This window comes from uncultured Cetobacterium sp., from assembly GCF_947072685.1.
Lineage (GTDB): Bacteria > Fusobacteriota > Fusobacteriia > Fusobacteriales > Fusobacteriaceae > Cetobacterium_A.
The window spans coordinates 1-22,157 of the sequence record NZ_CAMTIK010000005.1 but is presented as its reverse complement, the minus strand read 5'-3'; the positions used below and the strand labels follow the sequence as shown (position 1 = coordinate 22,157).

The 22,157-nt window shown below is 31.1% G+C and carries 22 protein-coding genes; 11 read left to right on the top strand and 11 right to left on the bottom strand.

What is annotated here, in order from left to right:
* Position 1 precedes the first annotated feature (1 nt).
* The 4 genes from Q0V67_RS02695 to Q0V67_RS02680 all read right to left on the bottom strand — a co-directional run bounded on the left by Q0V67_RS02695 (position 2) and on the right by Q0V67_RS02680 (position 6,016).
* Positions 2–727 carry a tRNA threonylcarbamoyladenosine dehydratase gene (locus tag Q0V67_RS02695; protein ID WP_297596809.1) on the bottom strand — a complete coding sequence of 242 codons (726 nt, stop codon included), beginning with the start codon at positions 725–727 and terminating at the stop codon, positions 2–4.
* A gap of 121 nt (positions 728–848) precedes the next feature.
* A complete protein-coding gene (locus Q0V67_RS02690) occupies positions 849–2,795 on the bottom strand; it encodes a fructose-1,6-bisphosphatase (RefSeq protein WP_297596807.1) in 1,947 nt (648 codons plus the stop codon).
* Positions 2,796–5,369, bottom strand: coding sequence for a pyruvate, phosphate dikinase (gene ppdK, locus Q0V67_RS02685; RefSeq protein ID WP_297596805.1), 2,574 nt, complete (start codon positions 5,367–5,369; stop codon positions 2,796–2,798). It abuts the gene before it with no gap.
* A gap of 17 nt (positions 5,370–5,386) precedes the next feature.
* A complete protein-coding gene (locus tag Q0V67_RS02680) occupies positions 5,387–6,016 on the bottom strand; it encodes a CBS domain-containing protein (RefSeq protein WP_297596803.1) in 630 nt (209 codons plus the stop codon).
* Between the two features lie 207 nt (positions 6,017–6,223).
* Between Q0V67_RS02680 and Q0V67_RS02675 the strand changes: the two genes are divergently transcribed.
* The 4 genes from Q0V67_RS02675 to Q0V67_RS02660 are packed head-to-tail and all read left to right on the top strand — an operon-like array spanning position 6,224 to position 9,711.
* Positions 6,224–7,345 (top strand): pyridoxal phosphate-dependent aminotransferase family protein, encoded by a 1,122-nt coding sequence (locus Q0V67_RS02675; protein ID WP_297596801.1) that lies wholly within the window; start codon positions 6,224–6,226, stop codon positions 7,343–7,345.
* Positions 7,323–7,928, top strand: coding sequence for a pimeloyl-ACP methyl esterase BioG family protein (locus Q0V67_RS02670; protein ID WP_297596799.1), 606 nt, complete (start codon positions 7,323–7,325; stop codon positions 7,926–7,928). The genes Q0V67_RS02675 and Q0V67_RS02670 overlap by 23 nt, the downstream gene beginning before the upstream one ends.
* Entirely contained in the window at positions 7,918–8,574 is a 657-nt protein-coding gene (locus Q0V67_RS02665) for a methyltransferase domain-containing protein (protein ID WP_297596940.1), read from the top strand. The genes Q0V67_RS02670 and Q0V67_RS02665 overlap by 11 nt, the downstream gene beginning before the upstream one ends.
* Before the next feature lie 21 nt (positions 8,575–8,595).
* Positions 8,596–9,711, top strand: a complete 1,116-nt coding sequence (locus Q0V67_RS02660; protein ID WP_297596797.1) for an alanine--glyoxylate aminotransferase family protein — start codon at positions 8,596–8,598, stop codon at positions 9,709–9,711.
* A 29-nt stretch (positions 9,712–9,740) separates the two neighbouring features.
* On the opposite strand, the gene recR is transcribed toward Q0V67_RS02660, so the two are convergent.
* Genes recR through accD form a run of 5 tightly spaced genes read right to left on the bottom strand, consistent with a single transcriptional unit; the run spans position 9,741 to position 13,547 of the window.
* Positions 9,741–10,334: a recombination mediator RecR gene (gene recR, locus Q0V67_RS02655; RefSeq protein WP_297596795.1), complete on the bottom strand. Its 594-nt coding sequence runs from the start codon at positions 10,332–10,334 to the stop codon at positions 9,741–9,743.
* An 11-nt stretch (positions 10,335–10,345) separates the two neighbouring features.
* Positions 10,346–10,669 carry a DUF496 family protein gene (locus tag Q0V67_RS02650; protein ID WP_297596793.1) on the bottom strand — a complete coding sequence of 108 codons (324 nt, stop codon included), beginning with the start codon at positions 10,667–10,669 and terminating at the stop codon, positions 10,346–10,348.
* 13 nt (positions 10,670–10,682) lie between these two features.
* A complete protein-coding gene (pfkA, locus tag Q0V67_RS02645; protein WP_297596790.1) occupies positions 10,683–11,648 on the bottom strand; it encodes a 6-phosphofructokinase in 966 nt (321 codons plus the stop codon).
* Positions 11,649–11,689: 41 nt separating this feature from the next.
* Complete coding sequence (locus tag Q0V67_RS02640; RefSeq protein ID WP_297596787.1) at positions 11,690–12,640, bottom strand: acetyl-CoA carboxylase carboxyltransferase subunit alpha; 951 nt, start codon at positions 12,638–12,640, stop codon at positions 11,690–11,692.
* Positions 12,641–12,662: 22 nt separating this feature from the next.
* On the bottom strand, positions 12,663–13,547 hold the full coding sequence (accD, locus tag Q0V67_RS02635) for an acetyl-CoA carboxylase, carboxyltransferase subunit beta (protein ID WP_297596785.1): 885 nt from the start codon (positions 13,545–13,547) through the stop codon (positions 12,663–12,665).
* A gap of 136 nt (positions 13,548–13,683) precedes the next feature.
* Here accD and Q0V67_RS02630 point away from each other — a divergent pair, with 136 nt between their 5' ends.
* Genes Q0V67_RS02630 through citX form a run of 4 tightly spaced genes read left to right on the top strand, consistent with a single transcriptional unit; the run spans position 13,684 to position 17,292 of the window.
* Positions 13,684–14,361, top strand: a complete 678-nt coding sequence (locus tag Q0V67_RS02630; protein WP_297596783.1) for a chorismate mutase — start codon at positions 13,684–13,686, stop codon at positions 14,359–14,361.
* Positions 14,362–14,387: 26 nt separating this feature from the next.
* On the top strand, positions 14,388–14,906 hold the full coding sequence (locus Q0V67_RS02625; protein WP_297596781.1) for a hypothetical protein: 519 nt from the start codon (positions 14,388–14,390) through the stop codon (positions 14,904–14,906).
* Positions 14,906–15,940: a [citrate (pro-3S)-lyase] ligase gene (citC, locus tag Q0V67_RS02620; protein WP_297596779.1), complete on the top strand. Its 1,035-nt coding sequence runs from the start codon at positions 14,906–14,908 to the stop codon at positions 15,938–15,940. Before Q0V67_RS02625 ends, citC begins: the two co-directional genes overlap by 1 nt.
* A 5-nt stretch (positions 15,941–15,945) precedes the next feature.
* Entirely contained in the window at positions 15,946–17,292 is a 1,347-nt protein-coding gene (gene citX / locus Q0V67_RS02615) for a citrate lyase holo-[acyl-carrier protein] synthase (protein ID WP_297596777.1), read from the top strand.
* A gap of 48 nt (positions 17,293–17,340) precedes the next feature.
* Here citX and Q0V67_RS02610 read toward each other — a convergent pair whose 3' ends face one another.
* Positions 17,341–17,958, bottom strand: coding sequence for a CoA pyrophosphatase (locus Q0V67_RS02610; RefSeq protein ID WP_297596775.1), 618 nt, complete (start codon positions 17,956–17,958; stop codon positions 17,341–17,343).
* Positions 17,959–18,120: 162 nt separating this feature from the next.
* Between Q0V67_RS02610 and Q0V67_RS02605 the strand changes: the two genes are divergently transcribed.
* From Q0V67_RS02605 to Q0V67_RS02595, 3 genes are read left to right on the top strand one after another with little or no spacing between them, the layout of a single operon-like run.
* Positions 18,121–18,864, top strand: coding sequence for a DeoR/GlpR family DNA-binding transcription regulator (locus tag Q0V67_RS02605; RefSeq protein WP_297596773.1), 744 nt, complete (start codon positions 18,121–18,123; stop codon positions 18,862–18,864).
* Positions 18,861–19,790: a 1-phosphofructokinase gene (gene pfkB, locus Q0V67_RS02600; protein WP_297596771.1), complete on the top strand. Its 930-nt coding sequence runs from the start codon at positions 18,861–18,863 to the stop codon at positions 19,788–19,790. Before Q0V67_RS02605 ends, pfkB begins: the two co-directional genes overlap by 4 nt.
* A complete protein-coding gene (locus Q0V67_RS02595; protein ID WP_297596770.1) occupies positions 19,790–21,640 on the top strand; it encodes a fructose-specific PTS transporter subunit EIIC in 1,851 nt (616 codons plus the stop codon). The genes pfkB and Q0V67_RS02595 overlap by 1 nt, the downstream gene beginning before the upstream one ends.
* A gap of 43 nt (positions 21,641–21,683) precedes the next feature.
* Here the strand turns inward: Q0V67_RS02595 and dhaM are convergent, their stop codons facing one another.
* On the bottom strand, positions 21,684–22,079 hold the full coding sequence (dhaM, locus tag Q0V67_RS02590) for a dihydroxyacetone kinase phosphoryl donor subunit DhaM (RefSeq protein WP_297596769.1): 396 nt from the start codon (positions 22,077–22,079) through the stop codon (positions 21,684–21,686).
* Between the last annotated feature and the right edge of the window lie 78 nt (positions 22,080–22,157).

Sequence of the window (22,157 nt, the reverse complement as noted above, 5' to 3'; positions counted from 1 at the left end):
ATCAGTTTCCTCCTCCATTTTTTAAACCACATATATCTTTGATAACTTCACTTGCTATTATTAATCCTGCAACTGAAGGAACAAAAGATATACTTCCCACATTAGTTTGCTTCTCTCTATTATTTTCTGTTCTCTTTGGTTTCATAGGTAATTCTCTTGAATAAATAACTTTTAATTTATTTATTCTTCTTTTTTTTAATTCCTGTCTCATCACTTTAGCTAACGGACATACAGATGTTTTATTTATATCTGCTATCTCCAACATCATTGGATTTATTTTATTTCCAGTTCCCATTGATGAAATTATCGGAATATTCAATTCTTTAGCTATTATAATTAAATCTAATTTGGCAGTTACAATATCTATAGCATCCACTATATAATCATACCTTTTATCTAAAGAAAAAATCCCCTCTTTTTTATCATAAAAAAACTTTTCTTTGTATGTGTTTATTTTTATATCGGGATTTATTGAGAGCGCTCTTTCTTTAATAACTTCAACTTTATCTTTTCCAATAGTTTCTTGAGTTGCAATTATCTGCCTATTCAGGTTTGTTAAATCTACTGTATCAAAATCAACAACTGTGATCTCCCCAACACCTGCTCTCACCAGGGCTTCCACGGTAAATCCACCCACTCCACCTACTCCAAACACTATCACGTGAGATTTTTTTAATTTTATTAAATTGTCTTCTCCTATCAATAGCTCTGTTCTTTGAAAAATCATTATATCAACCTCTTTATATTCTTTACTAATTACATAAAGATTATATACTAAAACTATATTAATTACAAGTTTTTTAAGCTTTCATTTTAAGAAAACAAAAAATAGCTGAATTTTTTAAATTTCAGCTATTTTTTATAATTCCTTTTTTATAACAATCCAAAAGTTTTTTCAACTCTTTTACTTGACTCTCTAATTCTTTTCCTATATCCGTATCTCTTACTTTTAACTTAATCTCTCGATAATCCACCACTTCATTTGTTGATTTTATATCCAAACATTTTTCTATAGTGTTTTTTAAATTTTCAAAAGGTTCATGACAGACAAGTCTTTTTCCACGCGAATTAAAAATCAAAGTATAACCTGCTATCCCTGTTGTATCCTGATACGCTTTAGAAAATCCACCATCTATTAAAAGAAGCTTTCCCTCTCCTTTTATTGGTCTTTCTCCTTTTTTTACCCTTACAGGTACATGCCCGTTTATTATATGTGCACACCCATCCTTTATATCAAACTCATTCAATATTCTATTGGCGGTTTCTTTTGTATTTGAAAACTGATAGTAAGAATCATACATCTCTTTATGAGTTCTTTTATCCTCTAAAAAATATCTTTCAAATGTTTTCATTTTATCTTTTCCAAATAAAGAGGAATCTTTTCCACACCACAAATACCATATAAAATCTCTGGCCTGAGTGTTTTTGTCATCATAATATCCCTCTCTACATAGCTGATCACACTTTTCAAGTAACCTTTTTCCTGAATATTTTTTACCAAAAATATCTACCTCTCTAAAACCACCCTTTTCATCCAATGGAATACATCCATGAAACAATAAATTTGAGTTTCGCTTTAAATAAACACTTCCTTTTTCCAAAATAAACTTTATATGTTCTTGGAGTTTTTCACTATTCCTAAAACTTCTCAAAAGTCCATCCATAACTTCTTTTTCTTTAAGTGAAAGCTCATATGGCATACTTTTTTCCACTGTTGGAAAATAATCATCCAACAACTGATGCCTTTCTCCATTTAAATCTACTTGATAAGTTTCTGAGTCTATTTTATCTAAAATCAATCTATCTTCCATTTTAAATGTCGGGTTTCTCATTATAACTTCCCCCTCTAATTTAAATTGGATTATTGAAATAGCTTTATGCATTTTAGATATCAACTCTAAATCTTTTTCATCTATTTTACTTTTAATTTTAGGTTTAAATATTCTACAGCTGTCTTGATCGTATATTTCCATAGCTAATGTTGCTAATGGTAATAGATTTATTCCATATCCATCCTCTAAAATCTCCTTGTTAGAGTATCTCAAACATATACGAATAGCGTTTGCTATACACGCCCTTTGCCCACATGCCGCTCCAACCCATAAGATATCGTGATTCCCCCACTGAATATCAACATTGTGATACCCCATCAATCTATCCATTATTTTATGTGGGTACGGTCCTCTATCATAGATATCCCCAACTATATGCAAATTATCTATAACCAATCTTTGAATTAAATTAGAAACGTTTATTATAAACTCTTTTCCTCTATTAATATCTATTATTGTATTAACAATGCCTTTCACATAATCTTTTTTATTCTTCTCCTCTCCTCTTTCATACAAAAGCTCTTGAATTATGTATGAAAAGTCCTTAGTCATAGCTTTTAGAACTTTTGATCGGGTATATTTAGAAGAAACCACTTGTAAAACTTTTAAAATTCTATCTATTGTTTTTTTATACCATAGCTCCATATTTTCCCCTAAAGCTTCAATCATTTCTATCTTTTCTTTAGGATAATATATTACTGTTGCTAACTGATTCCTCTCTTTTTCAAGTATACTTCCCCCAAAGATAAACTCTATTTTTTCTTTTATTACTCCCGAGCAATTTTTCAAAACATGATTAAAAGCTTCATATTCTCCATGAATATCACTAATAAAATGTTCTGTTCCTTTAGGCAAAGATAGGATTGCCTCTAAATTTATTATCTCTGTTGCTGTTTCATCTATACTTGGAAAATTTTTGGAAAGAAGTTTTAAATATTTTAAATCTTCCTCTTTCATATTCATCTAGATGCCTCTATTCTTTAATATTGCACTTTGTGCTGATGCCACGATTGCTGTAGGGACTCTAAATGGTGAACAGCTTATGTAGTTAAATCCTAATTCATTAAAATATTCTATACTTTTAGGATCTCCTCCATGTTCTCCACATACACCTATTTTTATATCAGGTTTTACTGATTTCCCAAGTTCTTTTGCCAAAACTATCAATTTTCCAACTCCTCGGGTATCTATTGATTGGAACGGGTCTCTTTTCATTATATTTTTTGCTTTGTAATGATCAATAAATTTTATAGAGTCATCTCTAGATATTCCATATGTTGTCTGAGTTAAGTCGTTTGTTCCAAAAGAGAAAAATGCACTCTCTTCAGCAATTTCATTGGCAATTAAACAGGCTCTTGGCAGCTCCATCATTGTTCCCAATTTATAATCTATGCTCTCATTATATTGGTCAAAAACTTTTTGTATTGTTTCCAATATTCTTTCTTTTATATATTTAAACTCACTGATCCCACCTATAAAAGGTATCATAATTTCAATTTCACACTCTACACCGTTTCTCTTAGATTCGATTGTAGATTCAATTATTGCTCTGGCTTGCATCTCATATATCTCAGGGAATGTCACTGCTAATCTACACCCTCTATGACCCAACATTGGATTTTCCTCTTTCAATTCTTTTATTCTATCTGTAATTTCTTTAGGACATCTCTTTAAAAGTAGTGCTAGTTTTTCTATGTCCTTTTCTGTTTTAGGTAAAAACTCATGAAACGGTGGATCTAAAAGTCTTATGTTCATTGGTAATCCATCCATTTTTGATAGCATACTTTTAAAATCTATCTTTTGAAGTTCCAATAATTTTTTTAAAGCCAGCTCTCTTTCTTCTTTTGTTGTGGCTATAATCATCTCTCTCACATTCCATATCTTTTCATCCTCAAAAAACATGTGCTCTGTTCTACAAAGTCCAACCCCTTCTGCTCCGAAGTTTCTTCCTACCTCAACATCTTTTGGAGTGTCTGCATTCATTCTAACCTCAAGTGTTTTATACTCTTTACACCACTCTAAAAACTCTTTTAAATCACCATTTATTTCTCCAACTTTTAACTTGATTGCATCTTTATAAATTTCGCCATTATATCCATTTATAGATATAATATCCCCTTCCTTTACAACAACACCATTTATTGTAAAGAAACTTTCACTTTTATCTATTTTTATCTCTTCACAACCAGTTATACAGCATTTTCCCATACCTCTAGCTACAACTGCTCCATGAGATGTCGCTCCACCTTTAACAGTCACAATCCCCTTAGCTAAACTCATACCTTTGATATCTTCCGGCGAAGTCTCCACTCTTACTAAAATTACAGATTCTCCCTCTTTTATTTTTTCTGTGGAAAGAACCACTTTTCCTACAGCTACTCCCGCTGAACCTGGTAATCCTTTCCCTAGTAACTTTTTTCCTACAATATCACTCTCCTCAAATGTTCCATTGAAAATCTGAGGTAGAAGCTCTGTATCTACCATCAATATTGCATCCTCTTTCTCTACAAGTCCTTCTTTTACCATATCTATCGCTATTTTTACAGATGCATGTGGACTTCTCTTTCCATTTCTAGTTTGAAGTATAAATAATTTTCCATCCTCTATAGTAAACTCTATATCCTGCATATCTCCATAATGCTTCTCTAAAATATTAGCTATTTTAACAAACTCATCATATATTTCAGGTAACTGATCCTTCATTGTTACAAGTGGCTCTGGCGTTCTTATCCCAGCGACAATATCCTCTCCTTGAGCTTCTAATAAATATTCTCCAAATATTAAATTTTCACCTGTAGATGGATTTCTTGTAAAGGCAACTCCAGTTCCTGAAAGTTCATTGAAGTTTCCAAAAACCATCTCTTGAACAACAACTCCAGTTCCCATATCCTCATTTATACCGTGTATCTGTCTATATATTTTTGCTCTTTCATTATTCCAAGATCTAAAAATCGACTCAATTGCCATAACAACTTGCTTTTCAGGTTCATCTGGAAAATCTTCTCCAGTTTCAACCTTATACAATTGTTTATAGCTTTCTATAATTTCTTTATAAGATTTACCTTTCATGCTATTTTTTAAAGAGTGAAACTTTTCCTTTTCTACTTCCTTTACAATTTCAGAAAACATCTCTATAAATCTAATATATATATCATAAGCAAATCTTTCGTTCCCTATTTTTTTTATTAATCTCTCCACAGTGGAGTCATTTAATCCTAAATTTAGTATTGTATCCATCATTCCTGGCATAGATACAGGAGCTCCTGATCTCACTGAAACTAATAAAGGGTTTTCACCACCAAATGTTTTCCCTGTTTCAATTTCAAGTTTTTCTATTCCTCCAGATATCTCTTTTAACATCTCGTCAGTCAAAGTATTTTCATTTTTAAAATAATTTTTACAAGCTGTTGTCGTTGCTATTAAACCATTAGGAATTGGCAGCCCTATTCTTTGCATCTCAACTAAATTGGCCCCTTTACCTCCTAAAATCATTTTATTTAATCCATAGCTCTCATTGAATATATATATATTTTTCATCTTTATCCCCTGCTTTCTTAATCTTTTTTATTTTTATTTTCTAAAATATCAAGTAATAATTTACTTACATTAGTTTTAGTAAATCTTCCAACCACTTTATTGGTCTCTTTCCCATTTCTCTCCATAATTCTGACAACAGGTACAGAATCAATTTCATGCTCTATAATTTTTTTTACACAATCCTCTATTGTTTCATCCTCTGTTGAAAATACTATATTAGGCATTCTTGTCATTATTAAATTTATTGGAATTTGTTCAATATCCCTTTTACCAATAGCTATTCTAAGTAAATCTTTTCTAGAAACTATTCCTGATAGATTCCCATCTTTTGTTATAAAAATTGTCCCTATATCTTTTTCAAACATCAATAGAACTGTTTTATAAACGGAGTAGCTCTCATCTATTGTTATCGGTACACCCATTATATGTTTTACTAGTGTTTTATTACTAGATTCTACAAATGCTTCATTATATGTATATCCAACCTTTTGTTTAGATTTTATAATTGACATTTTTTTTAAAATAGAAAAATCAGTTCTCAATGCTGATCTTGTTATATATATCATCTTTGCTATATCGTCACCCTTTATAGGTCCATGTTTTTTTATTATTTCAACTATTTCTTTTTGCCTCTCTGTTAATTTCATATTAACTCCTTTCAAATTGATGTACACTTTAATTATATGTTGTATCTAATTTTATTAAACAAATAATAGCATTTAGCAAATTAAAATGCAACAATTATAAAAAATGCACATTATATTTTTAAATCTAGCTTTACAAAAAATACACTTAGTACCTTTCGATGGCTTTTTTTTTACTTTTTATGTATAATATTTCTTAGGTGATTAATTATGTTAAAAGAAAAAATTATAAAAGAATTAAATGACTTCAAAAATAAAAATTGTTTTAGAGTTTTAAAAACTATTGATAATACTTCTGTAAACCTGTCATCCAATGACTATATGGGATTAGGAACTGACTCCTGTCTTATTCAAAATTTTTATAATAGCGCTAAGAATTTACCTCTTACCTCTAGTTCTTCTAGACTTATAAGTGGTACTTACCCTCTTATAGAAAAGTTAGAAAATAAACTTGAGCTCATTTATAAAAAATCAGGACTTTTATTCAATAGTGGTTTTGATTGTAACTGCTGTGTCATTGAAACGTTTTGTAATAGTGACACATTGGTTATAAGCGATAAACTAAATCATGCCAGCATACACGATGGCATTATTCATAGCGGCGCTACTCTTTTAAGATATAGACATCTTGATTTAGATCATCTGCGTTCAATCTTAGTTAAAAATTTAGAAAAATATGATACCATTCTAGTTATTTCTGAAACTATATATAGCATGGATGGTGACTGTGTCGATTTAAAAGCACTTATTGATTTAAAAAAAGAGTTTAATTTTTTACTTATGATAGATGAAGCTCACTCTTTTGCTGTTCATTCCTTTGGAATATGCCATGAAATGGATTCTGTTGAACACGTAGATTTCCTCACCATCCCTCTCGGAAAAGGTGGTGCCTCAACTGGTTCATATCTAATTTGTGATCAATTGTATAAAGATTACATCGTCAATAGAGGCAGAAAATTCATATATACAACAGCTTTACCACCTATTAACACAGCTTGGAATCTATTCATACTTGAACATATGAATACTTTTTACAATAGAAAATTAAAACTAAAGAAACTCACAGAGCTTTCACATAGTCTTATAGAAAAATATAATATGAAAACTTTATCAACAACTCATATTATTTCAATAATAATTGGAAATAATTCTAAACTTGACAAAATTATAGACCACTTAAATTCTAAAAAATATTTTGTATATGGAGTTAAAGAACCCACAGTTCCCAAAGGAACATCAAGAATAAGACTTGGACTTTCTCCCAACATTTCTGAAAATGATATAATTAATTTTTTTGAGGAGTTAAACTATGCAATTAATAATATTTTTTAATGGATGGGGAATGGATAAAAATACTATTGACCACCTCTATTTAGAAAAGGGGTATAAATTAGAATGTTTAAGTTTCCCTTATTCTACAAGTCATATTAATTTTTCAGATTTTAAAAAAATATTTGTTGTCGGTTGGTCTTTTGGAGTTTTTTACGCTTCTAAATTTATTTTAGAAAATCCTAATTTAAAATGTTCTTCCATTGCCATTAATGGAACACCATATATTATTGGAAGATTTGGTATATCTCCAAAGATGTTCACTCTCACACTAAAAACTATCTCCAATGAAAATATACTGAAATTTTATGATAATATGGGTGCTCCTAGAGACCTCTTCAAAGAAAAAATAGATTTGAAAAAACTTGAAGATGAGCTGCTTTATATCCTTGAAAATCAACCAACTAGACATATATCTTTCGACAAAGTTTTTTTAGGAAAAATGGATCGAATTATCCCTTATTCTAAACAATCGAAATTTTATCAAAATGAGAATTCACACGTGATTCGTTTGGAGTGTGAACATTATCCATTTAAATCTTTTATTAGCTGGAGGAATATTATTAGTGAAACAAATGAATTTTAATAAACAATTTATAAATTATGACCAAAATGCTATCACTCAAAAAAAAGTTGCTGAAAAATTATTTAGTTTTATAGATTGTAGTAAAAAATATCAATCTATTCTTGAACTAGGTTGTGGAACTGGAGTTTTCACCAAAACATTTTATAATAATTTAAATTTCAATATTCTGGATTTAAATGATATCTTTGACACAGCCAAATATTTTTCTGAATTTTCCTACAATAAGTTTTTTATTGAAGATATGGAAAATTTAAAGTTAGAGAAGTATTCCCTCGTACTTTCAAGCTCAGCTTTTCAATGGGTTGATAATTTTGAAAATTTAATCAAACGAATTTCTGAAAATTCGCCCGAATTAATTTTCTCTATCTATTCTAAAGGTAATTTAATTGAAATTTTTCAGCATTTTGGAATTTCGCTCAACTATTTAAGTTGTAGTGAAATCTTGACTGTTTTGAACAGATATTATTCAGATATAAAATATGAAACCGAAGAGTTTGTATTGAAGTTTAATTCCCCTATAGATGCATTAAAACATCTTAAAAAAACTGGAGTTACCGGTTTTAAAAACTCCTCATATTCTTTGACAAAAAGTTTTAAATCAACTATATTGACATATAGAGTTAGTTATTTTTCTTGTAAAAAATAAATTATCAAGGAGGAGTTAAAAATGTTATTCTACAGACCAAACTATTTAATGATGACTGCTGGACCTACTACCGTTTCAGGTAATGTTCTTCATGCTAGAAGTAAAGTTTTTGGAAATCCCGATTTAGATTCTGATTTTTTATCTTACTACAGATTTGTTTGCCATAGACTTTCAAACTTTTTAGGAACGGAAAAATCTAAGATTATCATTATGAATGGAGAAGGTATGCTTGGGCTGGATTCTGCATGTGCTTCATTGACTGAAAATGGAGATCGTGTCTTAGTCATTTCCAACGGAGTCTTTGGAGAAGGTTTCAAAGAACTTATTGAACCTTATGGTGGAAAAGTTACGGTGTTTGAATCCAGTTGGAAAAAAAGTGTTGATTTAGAATCTCTTAAAAATTTTTTAAATAAAGATTCAAACTATAAATATGCAACTTTAGTTCACTGCGATACCCCTAGTGGGCTTTTAAACGACATTGCTCCTATATGTAAGCTATTGAAGTCTAAGGGCATTTTAACTGTTGTAGACACTGTTGCAGCTCTTGGAGGAGTGGATTTTAGAACTGACGAATGGGGCGTTGATATCGCTTTATCGGCTTCACAAAAAGTGTTTTCAGCTGCCCCAGGTTTAACTGTCTTAGCAGTGAGTGACGACGCTTGGAAGGCTATGGAAAATAGATCTTCACCTATTCCATCTTTCTACTGCAATCTTTTACTTTGGAAAAATATTGAAGAGAAAAAAGTTTTTCCTTATACTATGCCTGCAAGTGATATCATAAGTTTTGGAACAGCGGTTGATAACCTTCTATCAGAAACTGTCTATAGAGTTTTTGATAGACATTTGGAGATGAGGGATCTCTGTATTGAGAAGTTAAATAATATTGGGTGCTCTTTATATCTTGAAGAGAATTTTTCTCCTACAGTCACAGCTTTCCTTCCTCCTGTTGGAATAACACCTGCAGAGCTTATAACTCATATGAGAGAAAAATATAACATATTACTCTCTGGGTCTTATGGTCCTTTGAGTAGTTCTGTTGTAAGAATCGGACATATGGGTGAAAATGCCCGTGAAGATAGAGTCAGATTCACATTGGACTGCTTAGAAAAAAGTATTTTTGAATTAAAAAATAGATAAAAAAAAGTCGGATCAAAATCCGACTTTTTTTACATCTCTTGTCTTCCATCTAAGGCTCTTGATATTGTAGCTACATCCGCAAACTCAATATTTCCTCCCATGGGAATTCCACTGGCTATCTTTGTTATTTTTACCTGAAATGGTTTTAAAAGTTTTGTTAAATACAACCCTGTTGTTTCTCCTTCTAAATCCGGATTTAAAGCAAGTATAATCTCTTTTATCTCCTCTTTTGCCACTCTTTCAAGCAAAGGCTTCAAGTTTAATTTATCAGGAGTCATACCATTTAAAGGATCAATCTTTCCATTTAAAACATGGTACTTCCCTTTGTATCTGTTCGTTTTTTCCAGAGGAATAATATCTCTACTATCCTCTACAACACAGATTATATCTTTTTCTCTAAACTCATCTCTACATATTTCACAGATATCTTCCTCACTGAAATTTCCACAAATAGAGCATCTTTTAACAGTTTCCTTCACTGATTTCAAAGCACTTGAAAACCTTTCAACCTCTTGTTCTGACATTTCTAAAACATGAAAAGCTAGTCTTGTTGCACTTTTCCTTCCAATTCCAGGAAGTCTATTAAATTCATCTATCAATATTTCTAGTGATTTAGTTGCCATTGTTTCTCCTTTTACTTTTTCTCAACTGGAAGCATTTTAGGAGCTAAATTTCTAGTAATTTCCTTTATACTTTTAGAAATTTCTCTTCTTTCTTTTCCTAGCTCAGCGTTCTTTATAATATAATCATCCACTCTATCCTCATAATCACCTTTCATATTTTCTATGATATCAATGATCTCTTCATAACTCATTCCTGGCTTTAAGTACTCTTTTAAGTTCGTCAAAAGATCCACTCTTTTTCTATTGTCTCTAACTTTTCTATCGTTATCTTCAATATCTCTTTTAATCTTATTTTTTCTTCTTTCTTTTCTAACAACATCTAAAACTGTAATCATCGGTTATCAACTCCTATTTACAAAGTGTTAAAGCTAATTCATAATCTTTTTTAATATCGTATTTTCTAGTTCCTTCCCAAGCAAAAGATATTGGATGAGTTACAAGTTCATTGCTCTCAATACCAACCATTACTCCACCTTCTCCAGACTCAAGAATCTCTACAGCTCTAGCACCCATTTTTGTTGCCAAAACTCTGTCAAATCCAGAAGGAGTTCCACCTCTTTGAACATGGGCTAAAACTACACTTCTAACCTCTGTTGTCACTATCTCTTTAAGCTGTTTTTCTATCTCAAATACACTTCCAGCACCTTCTGCAACCAGAACTATATCGTGTAGTTTCCCTTGTCTTCTTCTCTCTTTTATTTGGTATGCAAGCATCTCAATTGGCTCTGTTATTTCTGGAATAAGTATTCCATCTCCTCCACCTGCCAATGTTGCATGGAGAGCTAGATCTCCAGCATGTCTTCCCATAACTTCCATTAAAATCGTTCTTTCATGTGATGTTGCTGTATCTCTTAGTTTAGACATAGCATCTAAAATTGTATTTAAACAAGTGTCAAATCCTATTGTGTAGTCTGTTCCTATGATATCATTATCTATAGTTCCAGGTAATCCTACAACCTTAATACCGTGTTCTTTTGATAGTAAGTCCGCTCCTCTATATGAACCATCTCCACCTACCACAACTATCCCTTCAATTCCTCTTTTTTTTAAGTTTTCTGCTGCTATAGCTCTGAACTTAGAATCTTTGAACTCTAAACATCTTGCTGTTAAAAGAACCGTTCCACCTCTATCAATAATTCCAGATACATGACTTCCATTCATTTGGAATATTTCATCATGAAGCATTCCTAAGTATCCTCTTTTTACTCCAAATACTTCCATTCCTTTTGACAACGCTACCTTAGTTACGGCTCTTACAGCGGCATTCATTCCTGGGGCATCTCCACCACTCGTTAAAATTGCTATTCTTTTCATAACTACAATAAACACCTCCGACACTTTCTATAAAAATATAGTTAAATTGTTTTTTCTAAAAAACTTCCCATTTTCCTAAATTTATTATATCTATTTTTTAACAAAGTATCTACATCTAATTTTAATAACTCTAAAAGTGATGATAAAATAACACTTTTCAGGTCATTTGCTACACACTTATAATCTCTGTGTGCTCCTCCTAAAGGTTCTTTTACTATTCCATCAATTATTCCTAAACTCTGTAAACTTTTAGCTGATATTTTTAAGTTATTCGCAGCTTCAGGTGCCATCGATGAATCTTTGTATAAAATAGCCGCACATCCCTCTGGAGAAATTACAGAATATACTGCATTTTCTAGCATATATACTTTGTCTGCCACTCCTAGAGCTAGCGCTCCACCAGATCCGCCCTCTCCTATAACAACTGATATCACAGGAACTTTTAATCCAGACATCTCCATTAAGTTTCTTGCTATTGCTTCTCCTTGACCATGCTTTTCAGCTTCTATACCAGGATATGCTCCAGCTGTATCAATTAGATTTACAATAGGTAAAGAGAATCTTTCTGCCATTTTAAAAAGTCTTAAAGCTTTTCTATATCCTTCTGGACTAGCCATTCCAAAATTTCTAAATATATTTTCCTCTATTGTTCTTCCTTTTTGGTGCCCAATAATCATGACTTTTTGCCCCTCAATTTTACAAAGACCACCTACAATAGCTGCGTCATCTTTACATAATCTATCTCCATGTAACTCTATAAAATCGGTTGTCATATTCTCTATATAGTCCAATGTATATGGTCTTTCAGGGTGTCGAGCTATAGAAACTCTATCCCAGTCAGTCATTTCAGCATATGATATCTTTAACAGTTCATCTCTTTCTCTACTAAGTTTTTCTACTTCTGAGCTCAAATCAATTTTCTTTTCTTTAGAAAAATTTATTAATTCCGATATCTTGTTCTCTAAATCTAAAATTTCATTACTAAACTTCATTTCACTCTCCTTTCCTCAAGTTCTATACTATATTTCCTAAAACTAGATGAAGTTTTTCCTTCATATATTCTCTTTTAGTAATAATGTCTATCATCCCACACTCTTGTAAAAATTCACTTCTTTGAAATCCGTGAGGAAGTTTTTGTTTTATAGTTTGCTCTATTACTCTTTGACCTGCAAATCCAATCAAAGCATCTGGTTCTGTCATAATGATATCCCCTAACATTGCAAAAGAGGCTGTAACTCCACCTGTTGTTGGATTTACTGGTATAGATATAAATATTTGTCCTGCTTCCCTTAATTTTTCTAAAGCTGCTGATGTTTTAGCCATCTGCATAAGAGATAATATTCCCTCGTGCATTCTTGCTCCTCCTGAGGAAGCTACAATAATTACAGGAATTTTAAGTTCAATACCTCTTTCGATAGCTCTTGTTATTTTTTCTCCTACAACAGATCCCATACTTCCACCTAGAAAATCAAAATCCATAGCCGCTATGCTCACTTTAATCCCAAAAACATTTCCTATTCCAGTTACTACTCCATCAAGTAATCCGGTCTTATCCATAGCATTTTTATATTTTTCTGTATATCCTGGAAAATCTAAAGGATTTTCCGAAGTTAAATTCTCATCCATCTCTTGAAAAGTTTCTTTGTCTATTAAAAGAGAGATTCTCTCTTTCGCACTCATAGCAAAGTAATAATCACAATGTGGACATCTTTGTAAATTTTGTTCAATATCATTTTTGTAAATAATCTCATGACACTCTGGACATTTTTCCCAAAGCCCTGTGATTTTTGTTTTTTTTATAACTTTTTCTTCTCTTTCTGTACCTTGCTCATCTTTAGATTTATTTTCTTTAACAGTCAAAGTCGCATACTTTTTTTTATTCAAAGAAAAAAACTTCATAATTTTCCTCCCGAAACTTTATTTAATAAAATATTTCAATACCTAATTTTATAAGATTTTTCACTATATTTCAATATTTATTTGATTTTGATACCTTTATATTATAAAATATGTATTAATAATGTTCATAGGATGGGTGATTAAAATTACAACTAATCTTACTAATTTAAGAGAAAAAATTGACGAAGTTGATAAAAATATCATAGAGTTAATTTTAAAACGAATGGATTTAGTTCATAAAGTTGGCTTGAATAAATTGCGAACAAATGCTAGAGTTTACGTACCTGAAAGAGAAGCTTTTATCTTCAAAAAATTAGCTACTTTCTCCAATTTATCTGCCAACGAAGTTCAAAGTTTTTATACTGAGATAATCTCCTTTTGTAGAAAGTTAGAAGACACTCTTTCTGTTGCTATTATTCAAGATTCTATCTCTTTATTAGGTTTAAAAAAAATTTTCGGTGAGTATGTTAAACCTATAATTTTTCAAAATTTAAACACTTTTTTTACAGATACTCAAAATATAAGCTATATTTTATCTCCTTTATCTGAAGAGATAATTCTAGCTTTACAAAATTGTGATTGGTTTATTATAAATACTACAGAAGTCAATCATAACAGATTGTACCTTCTTTCTAAATATCCCAATGAAATAAATAGTCCTGGAGATATCACCTACATTTTAACTAAAAGTAAAATTAACACCTCGTCCTACCAAATAAAAGAGAATCTTTTTTTTAGTTCTATAGACTCTTTAGATTTGGAAAAATTGGATGATGAAGAGATTAAAATACTTGGTTTTGTTCCAAGTCTTTAGTCTACAAAATTTACAGGGGGGATTTTATGTTAAAAAAAATTATTTCAACTATTTTTTTATTTTTATTATTCGGATGTACTAACCTACCCGAGCTACAAAACCCTATGTCTACATCTGAAAATGCCGATAGAATAACCTCATCTTTTGATTCTGAAAATGAAATTTTGGCTATTGGTTCATCTAAAATAGGTAGCAGTGGTGCCCTAATTGCCAAAGGAAAAGCTTCTAAAGAAGCAAAAGACAAATTAAAGAATAAAATTCTAACGGAGGAAGCGATTATTTTCAAATCCTTTTTAGTACCTGCAGATCCACATATTAAAAAAGTTCTATCTCCTGCTCTTTCTGATTTAATGGACTACACTGCAACGCAGTTAATCCAAAAATCTATTGAAAAAGATTCTTGGATAGAAAATAATAAATCTTATACTGTGTATACTCTTTCTAAGAGTGAGATTCTCACTGAATCTCAAAGTATCTTTACACAATATATCGAAGATATAACCAACAAATTACAGATTATTAAAGAGGGAGTTGTTCAACAGTAATGAATATAGAAACGATAAATTTAAATAGTAATTATCAAAAAAACGAACTGAAATCTTTTTTAAAAAAGTTTGATCTAAGTTTTGACGAAACAATTGATTGCTCCTTAGTTATAAGAAAGGATGAAGAAATCGTTGCTACCGCATCAAAAGGAAAAGATATCATTAAATGTTTTGCAATAGACGACTCGATGAGGGGAGAAGGTGTTACTAACACTCTGGTTACAACGCTTTTAAATAAATCTTTTGACCAAGGTATTTTTCATTCATTTGTTTTTACAAAACCATCCAATGAAAATATTTTCAAAGGGGTTGGATTTAAACCTATCAGCAAAACTGATAAAGTTGCCCTTTTAGAGATTGGTTTAAACTCTATTGATAAAACTATTGCAAATATAAAAACTAGTTTAAATTGGTCTGATAATTCAAGTAACGGTTTGTTAATTATGAATTGTAATCCGTTTACGTTGGGACATCTATACCTTATAGAAAAAGCTTCCCAAGAGATGGATAATATTTTAGTTTTAGTTGTCGAAGAGGATAAATCATCTTTTCCATTTGTAGATAGAATTGATCTCGTAAAAAAAGGAACTTCTCATTTACAAAATGTCACTGTTCTTCCAAGTTCTAAATATGTTATTTCATCAGCAACTTTTCCCAATTATTTTCTTCGAAAAGAGGATGATTCTCTAACTGAGTTTATGAAACTTGACACAAGAATTACCGCTGAACATTTTTGTAAAAAACTCAATATTTCTACTAGATTTGTTGGTGAAGAACCATTTTGTGAAATTACAAATAGATATAACCAAACTATGATAGAAACTTTTAAAGAGTTCGGATTGAATGTATATATTATACCTAGAAAAGAAAATGATAAAGTTGCTATAAGTGCCTCAAATGTTCGTGAATTATTAAAGGATGGGAACTGGGATGAAATTTCAAAAATTGTTCCTGCTACAACTTTAGAGTTCTTGCAATCCGAAAAAGGAAAGGAGATTACAGACAGAATAAAAAATTCTAGTTCTGTTCACTAAAATTTATGTTTAATTTAGAAGAGTTCTTATTAATGAGAGAAAAAAGAGTTGAAATTCAAAACTCTATTATAAATAAATTTAAAAAACCAATTCTAGTTTTAAGAGCTAATTACCCCGGGGAAGATAAGAATAACTTTATTCCTAAGGCTATTGTTGAAACTATTAAAAAAGAGATTTTGGAAATTTTCAATACCGATATTCTTACGACTGAGCATATTTCTTCAATAGAGGGCCCTACATATATATTTTCAATCGATTGTTTAGGTCTTGAGCTTAAAAGAATTGCCATGTCGCTAGAGGAAAATCATACTCTTGGTAGATGTGTTGATATTGATATATTTGATGAAAATGGTTATGCTTTTTCAAGAACAGATTTAGGTGGAGAAAAAAGAAAATGTCTTATCTGTAATAATATGGCTTTTATTTGTGGTCGAACTGGAGCACATTCACATAAAGAACTACAAGATATCATCCAACAAAAATACGAACAAAATTTAAAAATTTTAGAGGCTCAAGAGACTCTATCTAATTTTTTATCCAATAAAGCATTGAAATCTATTGTTTTGGAGGTGTCAGCCTCTCCATCTTTTGGTCTTGTTTCACCTCTAACTCAAGGTGCACACAAAGATATGGATTTCTTTACCTTTTTAGACAGTAGTTTTGCTATGAGTCCCTACTTAAAAGATGTTTCAAAAGCAGGTTACTCTCCTCTTCCTCTAGATTTAATTTTCAAAAAAATTAGATATATGGGTAAAATATCTGAAGAAGAGATGTTTCAAGCTACTAAAAATGTTAATACGCATAAGGGAATGATTTTTCTAATGGGAATATCTGTTGCTATGTCTTCTAAAGCTAAATTTGAAAATCTTAAATTTGAAAATATTTCGAATTTAATCTCAGAGATGTGCAAAGATATCTTAAAAGATTTTGAGAATATAAAATCCAAAACCACTCTAACTCATGGAGAAAAACTTTTTTTAAATCATGGAATTGTCGGTGTGAGAGGAATTGTAAAAAAAGGTCTAAATATTATCTTTAATGAAGCTATCGACATATTTGAGAGTTCAATTTTAAAGGAAAAAAATGTAAACTCTGCTATGATAAGGACTCTAATTTTTCTTATGAGTTCTTTAGAAGATACCACTATTTTACACAGACACGATATTGATATTTTAAATAGTGTTAAATCCGAAGCTATGGAACTTCACTCTAATTTTCAAAATACATCTTTAGATATCTCCCTTTTAAAGGAGATTGAAAAGAGATACTCTGAAAAAAGAATTAGTCCCGGTGGAGCAGCCGATCTTTTAGCAGTTACTATTTTTCTACAAAGTATAAAATCTATTTTTTAAATATCTAAAAAAAATAAAAAAGAGCCTGAAAAAAATCAGTCTCTTTTTTTATACATACTTTAAGACCTCTTTAACTATTTCAGCAGTTATTCCCCAGATAACTCTATCTTGATATATATACATATACACCTCTCTAGGTGGACTTTTCCATGGAATATGATACATCTCTGGCAAGTTTAACTCCTTTGCCGGAAAGTAATATCTTATTCCATTATCTTCATAGTATGGTTTTGTTTCTACTTCTAATTTCTCTATTCTTGGAACAGTTGTTTTAAAAAAATCTAAAGGTATTAAAAAACACTCCTCAACCTCTTTTTCATTTATATTCAAATCATTTAAATCATCCATTTTAATAAAGCCCAAAAAAGCTTCAACCAAAATCCCAGAAGGAATTATTAAAGTTCCTAGTTTCCCTTTAACTTCAATTCTCTCCCCTGATAATCCGACCTCTTCATAACATTCTCTTAAGGCCGCTTCTAAACTTGTTTCACCCTGCTCTACTTTCCCACCAGGAAAAGAGATGTCTCCACCCTGTCTGACTCCTTTGGCTCTTTTTTGAAATAAAATATAAAATTTATTCTTTAACTCCACAACTAAAACAAGCACAGCTGAATTAAAATATTTTTCTTTTCCTATTATTTTATCTGTAAAATCTAATTTTTCCATCATAAAATACCTCCTCATTTTATATTATATTTTATCCTAAAAATTCCTTTAAATTCCTCTAAATAATTATCCGTGACTTGTTTTGATTGTTTTTGAAAGAAAATGATTGATTTTTATTCTACACTATGATAATATAATTTCATAAAGAAAGTGGTGATTAATTTGTTAAATATAGAACGAGAAAATTCTATTTTAGAACTTTTAAAACAAAAAGAAAGCATAAAAATAAAAGAAATAGTTACGCTTCTCAATATATCTGAGGCGACCGCTAGAAGAGATCTATCCTCTCTTGAAAAAAAAGAATTATTAAAGAGGGTACATGGCGGAGCTATTTTAAATATTTCTTCAAATATTTCAAAGGATTTCAATATCCAATATAGAAAAAATATCAATAGAACTGAAAAAGAAAAAATTGCTAAACTAGCTGTATCTTTTATTCAAAATGACTCATGTATATTTTTAGATGCTGGTACTACTACTTTAGAAATGATAAAGTACTTAAAAGCACTTAATTTAAAAGTAGTCACTAATGGATTAAATTTAATTGAAGAGCTTGAAAACTACGAAATTGAAAGTTATCTTATTGGCGGGAAAATCAAAAGTAAAACAAGTTGTACAACTGGATTTTCTGCCGTTGAATATTTGAAAACATTTAATTTTGACTGTGTTTTTATTGGAGCTAACGCTTTTAATTTAGATGGTTATAGTACTCCTGATTCTGAGGAGGCCATGGTTAAAAGTCAAGCTATTTCCAGAGGAAATAACATTTTTTTTCTTTGTGATAATTCAAAATTTGAAAAAAATAGCTTTATCAATTTCTCCTCATTGAGAGTGGGAACTCTGATTACTGATTCAGTTCTTCCAAAAGAATACTATCAATTAACAAAAGTGGAGGTAACCAAATGATCTATACATTGACTTTAAATCCTGCATTGGACTACTTTTTATCTTTCGAGTCCTTTGTTGAAGGAGATTTAAATATCCCCAAAGAAACATATAAACTTCCTGGCGGAAAAGGAATAAATGTTTCCAAAATTTTAAAAAACTATAATACTGAATCAATTTGCTTAGGGTTTATTGGTGGATTCACAGGTACTTTTATCGAGGAAAGTTTAAAAGCTGATGACATAAAAACAAAACTCTTCAAAGTTAAAGAGGACACTAGAATAAATATCAAAATCAACAACCACGGACTAGAAAGTGAAATTGCTGGGACTTCTCCTACTATTGAAGCTAAAAGTGTTTCTGAACTTCTTGAGTATTTAAAAAAAAATCTAAAAAAAGGAGATATTCTTTCTTTATCCGGGAGTGTTCCAACATCTTTACCCACTTCAATTTATAGCGATATCATTGATTCTCTTGCTGAAGGGGTTCAAGTTATTCTTGACACTCGTGGTGAACCTTTTGAAAAAGCTTTAAAAAAAGGAGTTTTTCTAATTAAACCAAATCAAGACGAAATAAATGAATTCTTTAAAACTAACTTTTCAACAACCGAAGAACTTATTCACGCCGGAAAAAAATTGCAAACTCTAGGTGCTCAAAATGTACTTATTTCACTTGGAGCAAAAGGCTCTATCTTTATCACAGAGGATTCTGTATATATAGCTGGTGTTCCCAAAGGGGAGTTAATTAGTTCTAACGGTTCTGGCGACTCTATGATTGGTGGATTTATATATGGTCTGAATAATAATTTCGAGTTAGAAAAATGCTATAAATATGGTATTGCTTCCGGTAGTGCTACCGCTTTCTCTAGAGGGCTTGCAAAATTTGAAACAACAAAAAATTTATTGAAGGAAATAGAAATACGAAAATATGAAATTGGAGGAATGTAATGCTAGAAAAAATGTTAGTTAAAAACTGTATCAAGTTAAATTTAAAAGCTAAAAATAAGATCGATGTTATTGATGAACTTGTAGAAATTCTATATGTTAATGGGCGATTAAACAATAAAGAAGAGTTTAAAAAAACAATTTTAAAAAGAGAAGAACAAAGTTCTACAGGTCTTGAAGAGGGAATTGCTATTCCACATGGGAAATCTGATTCTGTAAAAATACCTACAGTTGCGTTTGGACTATCTAAGAGTGGAATTGATTACGATTCTTTAGATGGAGAGCCCTCTACTCTATTTTTCATGATTGCGGCACCTGCTAACGCTACTGATTCTCATATCGAGACTCTTTCACAACTTTCTTCATTACTTTTAGATGACGATATAAGAGAGCAACTGCTTCAAGTTAAATCTGAACAAGAAGTTTTAGACATTCTTTTAAAAGAGGAAAAAATTGGTGAAACACTTGTATCCTCAGAGAATAAAACTTTTGATGTCCTAGCTGTAACAGCTTGCCCTACAGGTATTGCACATACATATATGGCTGCTGAAGCTTTAAACAAAAAAGCTAAAGAGATGGGAGTCCATATAAAAGTTGAAACTAATGGATCTACTGGTGTTAAAAATCAACTTACAGATGAGGATATAAGAAATGCTAAAGGTATTATTATAGCTGCTGATAAAAATGTTGAAATGGCTAGATTTAGTGGTAAGCATGTTGAAATTGTAGGTGTTAAAGATGGTATTAAAAAACCTCAAGAACTAATTCAAAACGCTTTAGATCAAAAAGCACAAATATACTCTTCTAAAGAAACGGCAAAATCATCTTCTGGAAGTGAAAGAAAAGGGTTCTACAAACACCTTATGAGTGGTGTATCTAACATGCTTCCTTTTGTTGTTGGTGGTGGAATTTTAATCGCTATATCATTCATCTTCGGTATAAAAGCATCTGATCCTACTGATTCTACTTTTAGTCCGATAGCTAAACTTCTTATGGATATAGGTGGCGGAAATGCATTTTTCTTAATGGTTCCTGTTTTAGCTGGATTTATAGGTATGAGTATCGCTGATAGACCTGGATTTGCTCCTGCAATGGTTGGTGGACTTATCTCAGCTAACAATGGTGGCGGATTTCTTGGTGGGCTCGTAGGAGGCTTTATCGGGGGTTACGTTGTAGTTTTATTAAAAAAACTATTTTCTAAATTACCTGAAAAATTAGAAGGGATTAAACCTGTTCTACTTTATCCTCTTTTCGGTATTTTAATAACTGGTGTTTTAATGTATTTAGTGGTTATATCTCCTGTTGCTGCTTTAAACTCTGGTATAACTAATTTTTTAAATGGTTTGGGAACTGGAAATTTAATTCTTTTAGGTGTTATTGTTGGTGGTATGATGGCTATTGACATGGGTGGACCTATAAATAAGGCTGCATTCACATTTGGTATTGCTGCTATTGCTGCAGGTAACTACTATCCTCATGCCGCAGTTATGGCTGGTGGAATGACACCACCATTAGGTATCGCTCTTGCTACAACATTCTTTAAACATAAATTTAACCAAGAAGAAAGAGAAGCTGGTTTAACAAATTATATAATGGGTGCATCATTTATTACAGAGGGAGCTATTCCATTTGCAGCAGCAGACCCTATTAGAGTTATTCCTAGCTGTATTGCTGGATCAGCTCTAGCAGGAGGTCTAGCTATGGCTTTTAAATGCCAACTACCTGCTCCACATGGTGGTTTGTTTGTTCTTCCTATCATTACGAACCCTTTAATGTATCTATTCGCAGTTGCTGCTGGATCTTTACTAACTTGTGTATTAATTGGATTGACAAAACCAATTAAAAATATATAACCATAAAAATTAAAGAGGCTGAAAACAATCAGCCTCTTTAATTTTATACCTTATTTAGAGTTTTAAAACCTTTTAACTCCTCTATCAAATCTTCCAATGTTAATTTTTCATCATTTATTGCCATAGCCATTATTACTCCCTCAACCAATGGAGCATCCATTATTTTTATTTTCGTCCTATCATAGCTTTCATCTAAAAATTCTATAGCTAACTCTGAATTCAAAATTGAGCTCCCTAAATCAGCAAAAATCGCAACTCCATCTTTTACATATGTTTTTTTTATTGCTTCAACTATTATTACTGGATCAGATCCCAAATAATCTCCTGATGTCCCACTCCCATTGACTACTGGGAAATCATATTTTTTCATCTCGTTGCACAGCTCTATCACTTCATGAGCTAATCTCTTACTATGTGACACAATAACAAATCCTAACATCACTCACCTACTTTTAAATTTTTACAGATTGTTTTTATTATTAAATATGAAGACATCGCTCCGGGGTCTATATGTCCT